This is a genomic window from Halocalculus aciditolerans, from assembly GCF_014647475.1.
Classification (GTDB): domain Archaea; phylum Halobacteriota; class Halobacteria; order Halobacteriales; family Halobacteriaceae; genus Halocalculus; species Halocalculus aciditolerans.
Genome location: NZ_BMPG01000005.1, coordinates 130,172 through 139,161, shown reverse-complemented (window position 1 = coordinate 139,161; position 8,990 = coordinate 130,172). Strand labels below are relative to the sequence as shown.

7 protein-coding genes are annotated in these 8,990 nt (G+C 68.3%); 2 read left to right on the top strand and 5 right to left on the bottom strand.

Features of this window, described 5'->3' with window-relative positions; translation table 11 throughout:
- Positions 1-496: 496 nt before the first annotated feature.
- On the top strand, positions 497-970 hold the full coding sequence (locus tag IEY26_RS15600; RefSeq protein WP_188980607.1) for a hypothetical protein: 474 nt from the start codon (positions 497-499) through the stop codon (positions 968-970).
- Positions 971-974: 4 nt separating this feature from the next.
- Here IEY26_RS15600 and metG read toward each other — a convergent pair whose 3' ends face one another.
- From metG to ppsA, 4 genes are all read right to left on the bottom strand, one after another.
- Positions 975-3,086, bottom strand: coding sequence for a methionine--tRNA ligase (gene metG, locus IEY26_RS15595; RefSeq protein WP_188980605.1), 2,112 nt, complete (start codon positions 3,084-3,086; stop codon positions 975-977).
- A 267-nt stretch (positions 3,087-3,353) separates the two neighbouring features.
- Positions 3,354-3,890 (bottom strand): YqaA family protein, encoded by a 537-nt coding sequence (locus tag IEY26_RS15590; protein ID WP_229774167.1) that lies wholly within the window; start codon positions 3,888-3,890, stop codon positions 3,354-3,356.
- Positions 3,891-4,050: 160 nt separating this feature from the next.
- Positions 4,051-5,106: a tyrosine decarboxylase MfnA gene (gene mfnA / locus IEY26_RS15585; protein ID WP_188980603.1), complete on the bottom strand. Its 1,056-nt coding sequence runs from the start codon at positions 5,104-5,106 to the stop codon at positions 4,051-4,053.
- Positions 5,107-5,182: 76 nt separating this feature from the next.
- Entirely contained in the window at positions 5,183-7,444 is a 2,262-nt protein-coding gene (gene ppsA / locus IEY26_RS15580; RefSeq protein ID WP_188980601.1) for a pyruvate, water dikinase, read from the bottom strand.
- Between the two features lie 125 nt (positions 7,445-7,569).
- On the opposite strand from ppsA, the gene IEY26_RS15575 reads away from it, so the two are divergent.
- A complete protein-coding gene (locus IEY26_RS15575; protein ID WP_188980599.1) occupies positions 7,570-7,986 on the top strand; it encodes a hypothetical protein in 417 nt (138 codons plus the stop codon).
- Between the two features lies 1 nt (position 7,987).
- Here the strand turns inward: IEY26_RS15575 and IEY26_RS15570 are convergent, their stop codons facing one another.
- Complete coding sequence (locus IEY26_RS15570; protein ID WP_188980597.1) at positions 7,988-8,899, bottom strand: PhzF family phenazine biosynthesis protein; 912 nt, start codon at positions 8,897-8,899, stop codon at positions 7,988-7,990.
- Between the last annotated feature and the right edge of the window lie 91 nt (positions 8,900-8,990).

Genomic DNA, 8,990 nt, shown 5'->3' with positions numbered 1-8,990 from the left:
TGAGAACCGCGTAGAAGCGAACGGGGAGCAACGCGACCCGTGAGCAGACCGCAGGGAGGAGTGAGCACGGTCGGAACAAGTTCCTCCCTGCTCGCACTCACTGGCGTTCGCGCGAAAACCGCGGAAAAGCGAACGGGGAGCAACGCGACCCGTGAGCAGACCGCAGGGAGGAGTGAGCACGGTCGGAACAAGTTCCTCCCTGCTCGCACTCACTGGCGTTCGCGCGAAAACCGCGTAGAAGCGAACGGTGACCAGCGGGAGCCGTAAGTCGAGCGAAGTGAACGGCCGAGAACCGCGTCGAGGCGAGCGGGGAGCAGAGTGGCCCGCGAGCCGGCGCGGCCGAACGAACCGCGAGCCGGCTCGTTCGGGCGCGGGAGCGGCCAGTAACAGGACCCTAACAGGGTTTTCCGGCGTCGGCGGCGGCTTCGAGGTAGGGTGGAGTTTCACTCACGCCGCGCACGATACGTTCATCCTCGTAGAGCGCGTTTAGAGCGATATGGCTTCGCATAAATTGCTCGTTGTGGCGGTGGCTGTGGTGGCGTTGGCGCTCGCGCCGGGGTCGGCGGCGGCTGACTGCTCGGTGGGAACGGTCGAGGAAGGGGACATTTCGGCGTTCGCGTCGGCGTACAACGCGAACACCGACGAGCTACCGGGGTTCCTCGCTGACCGGCTGGCGGACGAGCGCGTCGCGGTGACGGTGACGGGGACGGACATCGTCTACACGGCGACGACGGACGGGAACGCGAAGGTGACGAGCGTGGAGGAGGGAAGCGTCGAGCCGACGCTGCGCGTGACGACGAGCGAGGCGACGCTGTGTGAGGCGGTGAACTCGGAGGACGCCACGCGGAGTCTGCTCGCCGCGTACGACGACGGTGAGATCGAGGTGTCGGGCGTCGGTACGGTGAAGGGGACCGCAGTGGAGGTCGGTGAGTTCGCGTACGGCGTCGGGAAGACGCTCGGCCTCTGGTAGGCGACTACTTGATTTTGGTGCCGGGTTCGGCGTCCTCGTAGGTGGTGAGGAGGTCGGCGTCGTCGCCGGCGGCGAGCACCATGCCGTTCGATTTCGTGCCGAAGAGTTCGGCTTCTTCGAGGTTGGCGACGACGACGACGCGCTTGCCTTCGAGGTCAGCGGCGTCGTGGAGCTGCTTCAGGCCGGCGACGATCTGCCGGGTCTCCACGCCGATATCCACGGTGAGCTTCATGAGCTTGTCCGCGCCCTCGATGCCTTCTGCGCTCTCGATGCGGCCGACGCGGAGGTCGAGGTCCTGGAAGTCCTCGAAGCTGATGCGGTCGTCGCTCACGGGTTCGACGTCGGCGGGTCCGGTGGACTGCTCGGACTCCGACTCGGACTCGGCGTCGGTTTCTTCTGTCGTCTCGGATTCGGCTTCGGTTTCGTCTGGTTCGGCTGCTTCGGTTGCTTCGACGCGCGCTTCGAGTTTGGCGTTGAGTTCGTCGACGCGGTCGTCGTCGATCTTCTCGAAGAGGCCGCCGTCGGGCTCGTCGAACGTCTCGGGCGTGGGTTGGAGGCAGTCGCCGATGGTGGCGTCCGCGACGCTCCCTGTCTCGGCCAGGAGGCTCCAGGCGTCGTCGGCTTTCTCGGGCGTGAAGGGGGAGAGGAGGACGCTGACGGCTTTCACGAGCTGGACGCAGTCGCGGATGACGGGCGCGGCTTCGTCGTCGTCGAGCTTCCAGGGTTCTTCGTTCTGGATGTACTCGTTCCCGTAGCGCGCGAGGGCGACGGCGACTTCGCCGGCAGTCCGAATGTCGTAGTCGTTGAGGGCGTCCTCGTAGTCGTCCATCGCCTCGGCGATGCGGACTTCGGTCTCGTCGGTGAGTTCGACGTCGGGCGTGCCGTCGAAGTTCCGCGCGGCGAAGAGGAGCGCGCGGTTGACGAAGTTCCCGACGACGTCGGCGAGTTCGTTGTTGACGCGCTCCTGGAAGCGCTCCCAGGAGAAGTTCACGTCGCGCTCGAAGCCGGAGGCGGTGGCGAGGTAGTACCGGAGGAGGTCGGGGTGGAAGCCCTCCGCTAAGTATTCGTCCGCCCAGATGGCGCGGTTCCGGGAGGTGCTGAAGGCCTTGCCGTCGAGGTTGACGAAGCCGGTGGCGCAGACGGCGCGCGGCTCGTTGTAGCCCGCGCCCTTGAGCATCGACGGCCAGAAGACCGTGTGGTGCTGGATGATGTCGCGGCCGATGACGTGGATGATTTCGGAGTCCCCGTCCTTCCAGACCGACTCCCAGTCGTACTCGTCCGTGCCGACGCGCTCGGTGTACTGCTTCGTCGAGGAGACGTACTCGATGGGGGCGTCCACCCAGACGTAGAGGACGAGGTCTTCCGCGCCCTCGCCGGGGTAGTCGATGCCCCAGTCCATGTCCCGCGTGATGCAGAGGTCCTGGAGGTCGCCCTCGATCCACTCGCGGGGCTGGTTCTGCGCGTTACTCGTCCCCTCCAGGCGGTTGATGAAGCCGTTGAGGTAGTCCTGGAAGTCGGAGAGGCGGAGGAACTTGTGCTCGCGCTCGCGGTACTCGGCGGGGTTCCCGGTGAGCGTGGAGACGGGGTCGACGATGTCGCCGGGTTCGAGGTGGCGCTGGCAGCCCTCGTCGCACTCGTCGCCGCGCGCGTGCTCGCCGCAGTACGGGCATTCGCCTTCGACGTAGCGGTCGGGGAGCCACTGGTCGGCCTCGGGGTCGTAGGCGACCTGTATCTCCTGTTCGTAGACGTGGTCGTTCGCCTCCCACTGGCGGACGAACTCCTGGGTGAGTTCCGCGTTCGTCTCGTCGTGCGTGTGCCCGTAGTTGTCGAAGTCGATGTCGAACTTCGGGAACGTCTCCTCGTACGTCTCGTGGTGGCGGAGCGCGAACGCCTCGGGGCTGACGCCCTCCTTCTCGGCGTTCACCGCGATTGGCGTGCCGTGCATGTCGCTCCCGGAGACGAACGCGGTCTGCTGGCCGAGCGTTCGCAGGCTCCGCGAGAGCACGTCGCCGCTCACGTACGTCCGCAGGTGGCCGATGTGGAGGTCGCCGTTCGCGTACGGCAACCCACAGGTCACCACCGCGGGGTTGTCGGTGGGGAGTTCCTCGTGACTCATGTTCGATACGCCTCGCCGTGTGGGCCTAAAGCCCGCGGATTCGAATTCGGATGCATACTGGCTAGTTCGGGTAGTCGGAGACGGAACAGGGCGAGAAGCAGGGTTTCACGCGCCCGAGCGGCCGTATGAGGGCCGTCGAGGGGCGCGCGCCACCGCTGGGACGGCACGCTAGCGCATCGGCATACGGCGGACCAGAGCGCGTGCGCGTGCCGTCGGCGTCACGACCCGACGGAGGGGCCGCGGCGACAAAAACGTTACAGTCGCGTTTCAGACTGCGATGGCCGCGCCGTGGAAGACGACGAGGGTGACGAGGAGGCGGCCGACGGAGCCGGCGAACGTGGCGAGTGCGAACTTCCGGTAGTCGTCTTCGAGGACGCTGAACGCGTAGATGGAGAGCGTGTCGGGGAAGAAGGGGACGGAGAGGGCGGCGGCGAGGCCGACGTATCCCCAGCGTCTCGCGAGTTCGACGGCGCGCGCCTGCGACCACTCGACGGGGTTGAAGCCGAGGCGGCGGCAGGCGGTGACGACGGGGCCGGAGTGGGTGGCGGTGTGGCCGAGTGTGAGCGCGACGACGCTCCCGGCGGCCTTCCCGACGCCGCTCACGAGGATGACGAGCGCGAGCGTCAGGGGGTAGGAGAGCCCGATGTCCATGGTGGTCGCGGGGTAGAGGACGACTTCGCTCGGGAGCGGGAGGACGACGGCGATGAGGAAGGAGTAGACGGCGATGAGGACGAGGGCGAGCGGCCCGGTCGCCGTGCGCACGGCGTCGGCGAGCCAGCCGAACTCGACGAGCGGGGTGAACACGCCAGACAGTGCGGGCCAACTCCGGGTAACGGTTTCGGCTTCCGCCAGCGAGCGTCCCGGACGCGAGCGCGAGCGGCCGCGGAGAACGCTCGGGGGACCGAGCGAGAGAGCAGAAGCGGGCTGGAAGCAAGAGCAGAAGCAGGCGAGGCGGGCGCGGGAGTCAGTCGCGGACGGTGTCGAGGTCGTCGAGGAAGCGGGCGAGGGTGTCGCGGGTGACGTGGGGCATGAGGACGAAGCGGGTTTCGCCGGCGGCGGTGGTGGAGATGCGCCAGTCGCGGTCGCGGAGCGCGTCGAACTCGCGGGTGGGGATGTCGGCGGCGACGAGCGGGAGGACGGGGTCGGTGACGCGGTAGCCGCGGGCGTCGAGTTCGGCGGCGAGCCAGTCGGCGTTCGCCTGCTGGCGCTCGTAGGTGTCTTCGTACTCGGTTGGCCACTGGGCGTCGATGGCGGCGTGCGCGCCGGCGACGCCCGCGCCGCTCCGCGTGCCGTTCAGCGTCGCCTGACTCCGCGTTTCGAGATAGGGGGTGGCGACGGCGAGCGCGTCGAGCACGCGAGAGTCGCGGGCGAGCAGGCCGCCGGCGGGAACCGGCGCGCGCCCGACCTTGTGGGGGTCGACGGTCATCGTGTCCACGTCGGCGTGCGCGAAGCTCCACTCGTGGGGCGTGAAGGGCAGATAAAACCCGCCCCAGGCGGCGTCGACGTGGAGGAGGGCGTCGGCGTCGCGGGCGAGGTCGGCGAGCGCGGGGACGGGGTCGACGCGGCCGAACTCGGTGGTGCCGGCGACGCCGACGACCATCGCGGTGTCGGCGTCCACGGCGGCCGCGACGGCGTCGAGGTCCGCGCGGTGGTCAGCGTCGGTCGGGACGGTGCGGAGTTCGACCCCGAGGACTTCGGCGGCCTTCGGGAAGCTGAAGTGCGCGCTCTCGGGCGCGACGACGTTCGGCGAATCGGTGTCGGCGAGGTTCCGCGCGGCGCGGACGGCCTGGATGTTGCTCTCCGTGCCGCCGGACGCGACGTAGCCGTGCGGGTCGTCGAGGCCGACGATGTCGCCGAGCATCGCGACGACGTCGTCTTCGAGTTCGGCGATTACGGGGTAGGTCGCGGGGTCGCCGGGATTATCGGAGAGAAAGCGCATCGCGGCGTCGCGCGCCGCCGGATGCGGCACGGTGCACATCGAGGAGAGCACCCGGTCGAAGTCCTGCGGGTCCCGCTGCATATTCCACAGTCACCGCTGGCGCGCGTTTAGCGGTGTCGAAGCCGAGAGCGAAAAAGCGAGAGTGGGTCGCGAGGGGTTACTCCCGGACGGAGTCGAGGATGAGGCGCTGTTCGACGCGTTTGACTTCGTGTTGGACGTCGCGGACGGCGTCGATGTTCGCGCTGATGGAGCTGATGCCTTCGTCGACGAGGAAGCGCACCATCTCGGGTTTCGAGCCGGCCTGCCCGCAGATGCTCGTTTCGACGTCGTGCTCGCGGCAGGTCTCGATGGTCTGGCCGATGAGCTTCAGTACCGAGGGGTGGAGTTCGTCGAAGCGGTCGGCGACGTGCTCGTTGTTCCGGTCGACGGCGAGCGTGTACTGGGTGAGGTCGTTCGTGCCGAAGGACGCGAAGTCGATGCCGGCGTCGATGATGTCGTCGATGACGAGCGCGGAGCTCGGGGTTTCGACCATGACGCCCCAGTGGCGTTTCTCGGGGTCGATGCCGACGTCTTCGAGGGCCTCGCGGGCGGCGTCGACGTCGGTCTTGTCGTTCACGAGCGGGAACATGATCTCGACGTTGTCGTACCCCATGTCGTAGAGCCGCTGGAACGCTTCGAGTTCGTGCGCGAAGACGTCGGGCTCTTCGAGGCTGCGGCGGATGCCGCGGTAGCCGAGCATCGGGTTGTGCTCGTGGGGTTCGTCCTCGCCGCCCTCCATCTGCCGGAACTCGTCGGTGGGGGCGTCGAGCGTGCGGACGCGGACGGGCCGCGGGTAGAACTCGTCCGCGACGGTGCTGACGCCGGAGACGATTTCGTCGATGTAGGCGCGCGAGCCGTGTTTCTCGATGTAGTGTTTCGGCGTCTTGTTCGTCGAGAGAATCATGTGCTCCATGCGGAGCAGGCCGACGCCGTCAGCGCCGGTCGCGGCGGCGCGCTCGGCGGCTTCCGGGATGGAGACGTTCACCTTCACCTCCGTCGCCGTCATCGGCTTGACGGGGGTTTTCGGCCGCGCCTCCTCGACGGGTTCGCGCTCCTCGTCCGGACTGGACTGGCGGCCCTCGGTGACGCGGCCGCGGTCGCCGTCGAGCGTGACGATCTGGTCGTCGAAGAGGACGTCCGTCCCGTCGCCGGTGCCGACGACGGCGGGCACGCCGAGTTCGCGGGAGATGATGGCGGCGTGACTCGTCATCCCGCCCTCGTTCGTGATGATGCCGGCCGCGCGCTTCATCGCCGGCACCATGTCCGGCGTCGTCATCTCCGTCACGAGGATGTCGCCCTGCCCGACTTTGTCGAGCTGGTCGAGCTGGGTGACGATGCGGACCGCGCCGGAGACGATGCCGGGGCTCGCGCCGAGGCCCCTCACGAGCGTCTCGCCGTCGCCGCTCTCGCCGTCCTCGCCCTCGCCCTTCGACTTGTCGATGGTCGTGATGGGGCGGGACTGGAGCATGTAGATGTCGCCGTCGACGATGGCCCACTCGACGTCCTGCGGCGAGTCGTAGTGCTCCTCGACGCGCTCGCCGAGCGCGACGAGCTGGTCGATTTCGGCCTCGTCGAGGACGCGCGCGGTGCGCTTCTCGTCCGGGACCGAGACCTCGGTGGTCTCCCCGGTCTCGGGGTCTTTCACGCACATCACCTTCTTGTCCGCGACGGTGACGTCCTCGACCTCGCCGCTCTCGCGGTCGACGACGTAGTTATCGGGGCTGACGGAGCCGGAGACGACGGCCTCGCCGAGGCCCCACGCGGACTCGATGATGACCTTCGGCGCGCCGGTAGAGGGATGGCTCGTGAACATCACGCCGGACTTCTCGGCGTCGACCATGCGCTGGACGACGACGGCGATGTCCACCTTGGAGTGGTCGAAGCCCTTGCGCTCGCGGTAGTAGATGGCGCGCTGGGTGAAGAGGCTCGCCCAGCAGCGTTTCACGCGGTCGACGAGCTCGTCACGCCGGATGTTGAGGAAGGTCTCCTGCTGGCCGGCGAAACTCGCGTCCGGGAGGTCCTCGGCGGTCGCGGAGGAGCGGACGGCCACGAACGCCTCGTCGTCGCCGCCGAACTCGTCGTACGAGGAGAGGATTTCCTCGCGGAGGCCCTCCGGCATCGGCGTGTCGAGGATGAGCTGTTTCGCGGTCGCTTCCGCCTCGGCGAGCGCCGCCGAGTTCTCTGGGTCCACGTCGACGGCGTCGAAGAGTTCGTCCTCGATGCCGGCGTCCTGAATGAAGGTGCGGTACGTGCCGGCGGTCACGACGAACCCCGGCGGGACGGGGAGGCCCGCGCCCGTCAACTCCCCCAGGGACGCGCCTTTCCCACCGACGTCAGCGAGGTCACCGGCGTCAACGTCTTCCAGCCATCGGACAGGCATTAGCTAATGGGACAAACGAGCGTACCTAAAGTGTGTCGTCATCTCCGGTATTCGCGTAACTCGGAACCGAGTACCACCGAATCGCGTCGTGAAGGTTTTACCGCGCCGCCCACCTTTCACCCGCTATGGATTCCAAACGCTCGTTCGTGCACGCCGGCAAGTACTTCGTCTTCACGACGCTCTTCGGCCTCCTCGGCGTCGGCCTCGTCGCCGCCGGCATCGGCTACGGCGCGGTGAACGCCACGACCACCACTATCGCCGGGTCGGTCGCGGTCCCGATTCCGACGACGGCCGGCCTCCCCGGGCTCGCTCTCGCCGTCGTCGGCGTCGCCGTCTGGCGCTTCGGGAAGGCGTGGGCGCTCTACCACACGCTCACGAACGCCCACGTGGACGCGCTCGGCGACGCCTTCGACACCCAGCGCGTGAAGAGCGAGGTCGTCAGCGTCGTCGACGACCGCCTCAGCGACATGCAACAGGACGTCCAGTCCGTGAACCGCGAGGTTCGCGACCTCAAGAAACAGGACGACGGCGACGGCTTCTGACTCAGGCTTCGAGGATGTCGTCGGCCTCGGGTTCGGGGATGATGAGGTCGCCGTCGATGCTGGTGACGGCGGTGCCGGCGACGTGCGCGCGGTCGTCGACGCGGACGCGGACGGTGCCGGGGCGGTCGACGTAGTGGCCCTGTTCGAACCGGAGTTCGTCGGGGAAGTCGTCGAAGGCGTCGAACCGTTCGAGGTAGCCGCCGACCGCGCCCGACGCGGTTCCCGTGACGGGGTCTTCGTCGATGCCGAGCCCGGGCACCCAGCAGCGGCCGTGGAGCGTGCTGTCGACGCCGACGGCGTCGAAGGTGAGGGCGTAGACGCCCGCGCAGTCGAACTCGTCGGCGAGCGCCTCGACGGCGTCGAAGTCCGGGGCCGCCGCGCCGAGGTGTTCGAGGAAGTTCACGGGGACGACGAGGAAGGGGAGACCGGTGGTCGCGCGGGCGACGGGGAGGTCCGCGCCGACGTCCTCCAGCGCCGCGACGTCGACGTCGATGGCGTCCGCGACGCGCTCGTACTCCACGTCCACCCCGCGGACGTCCGGGCGCTCCTGGGTCATCCAGACCGTTCCGTCGTCCTCGACGTCGATGTCGAGCACGCCGACGTTCGTCTCGATGGAGTGCGTTCCCGCGTCGATGACGCCTTCCTCGAAGAGGCGGGCGTGCGTGGCGATGGTCGCGTGCCCGCAGAGGTCGACTTCGTCGGTCGGCGTGAAGTAGCGGAGGCGGCGGTCGGCGTCGTCGCTCTCGCGGACGAACGCGGTCTCGCTCGCGTTCACCTCCCGGGCGATGCGCTGCATCTGGTCGGCGGCGAGGCCGTCGCCGTCGAGGACGACGCCCGCCGGATTCCCCGCGAGCGGCTCGTCGGTGAACGCGTCGACGACCGCGACGTCGAGCGTCTCGAACTCCTCGTTCATACCCGTGCAATGTGGAGCGAGGGTTTAGACGTGACGCCCGCCGCGAGAGGGGGACAAGAGCCGGTAAACGCTTCCTGTTCGGCCGGAAAGC